This is a genomic window from Flavobacterium sp. UBA4854, assembly GCF_002399805.1.
Classification (GTDB): domain Bacteria; phylum Bacteroidota; class Bacteroidia; order Flavobacteriales; family Flavobacteriaceae; genus Flavobacterium; species Flavobacterium ginsengisoli.
The window spans coordinates 67,344-68,344 of the sequence record NZ_DHEI01000040.1; the positions used below are offsets into that span (position 1 = coordinate 67,344).

General features: G+C 32.4%; 2 protein-coding genes. Both read right to left on the reverse strand.

The window, feature by feature from the left end:
* Window positions 1–12: 12 nt before the first annotated feature.
* Entirely contained in the window at window positions 13–480 is a 468-nt protein-coding gene (locus B3J44_RS05550) for an SRPBCC family protein (RefSeq protein WP_286966663.1), read from the reverse strand.
* Window positions 481–515: 35 nt separating this feature from the next.
* Window positions 516–956, reverse strand: a complete 441-nt coding sequence (locus tag B3J44_RS05555) for a sterol desaturase family protein (protein ID WP_198858158.1) — start codon at window positions 954–956, stop codon at window positions 516–518.
* Between the last annotated feature and the right edge of the window lie 45 nt (window positions 957–1,001).

Here is a 1,001-nt window from a genome sequence, read left to right on the forward strand (position 1 = left end):
GAAATCTGTGGCTTATTTTTTCAAATTAAATAATTCTTCGATTTTATTAAATCTATAATCGAAAATGCTTTTCAATTTGTTTTTTACAACCAAGCGATTCATGATTCTGCCTAGAATTCCAAATGGAAGAGCGTAATGAACAATATCAGTCATTTTGGTTCCTCCGTCTGGTGTTGGTTCAAAGAAATGTTTGTGATGCCATAGTTTATAAGGCCCAAATTGTTGAATGTCTACAAAATACTCGTTTTCTTGGCAAGCTGTAATTTCAGTAACCCAGGACATTTTGATTCCGAAAAGAGGTTTTAAGGTATAAGTGATAATCTGTCCTTGATACATACGCTTTCCATCATAATCCTGAATTTGGAAATTCATGTTATCGAGTGTTATGGTTTGCAAATTTTTCGGACTTGAGAAGAAATCCCAGCAATCTTCTGCGCTTGCATTGATATGTTGTACGGTTGTTATTTTGTATAATTTCATAATCAAATCGTTTTAAAAAAAATGCCCAAATAATGCTACATTTTATAATATTTGAATGGTACGAATAACATTCCGAAACATTCTCCTTTTTCTTTTTGTAAATGTTTGTGGTGTATTTTATGTGCTTTTCTAAGTCCGATGAGGTATTTATTTTTGGTGTTTTTAAACCATTTGAAACGCTGATGAATCAAGACATCGTGAATTAAAAAATAACAAGCGCCATAAAGCGTAATGCCGCAGGCAATAAAAAACAAATAGTTAAATCCGCCTTGAACGCCAAAGTAGAATAAAATAATACTCGGAGTAGCAAAAATGACGAAGAAAATATCGTTGCGCTCAAAAGTGTTTTCGTATTTCGGCTGATGATGGTCGGCATGAAAATACCACATAAATCCATGCATGACGTATTTGTGCGTAAGCCATGTCACACATTCCATGAAAAGAAAAACGCCTAAAAAGATTAGAAAAGAAATCATTTTATAAATATTGATGTTTTAAAATTATCGTTTTATTGGTTTTGA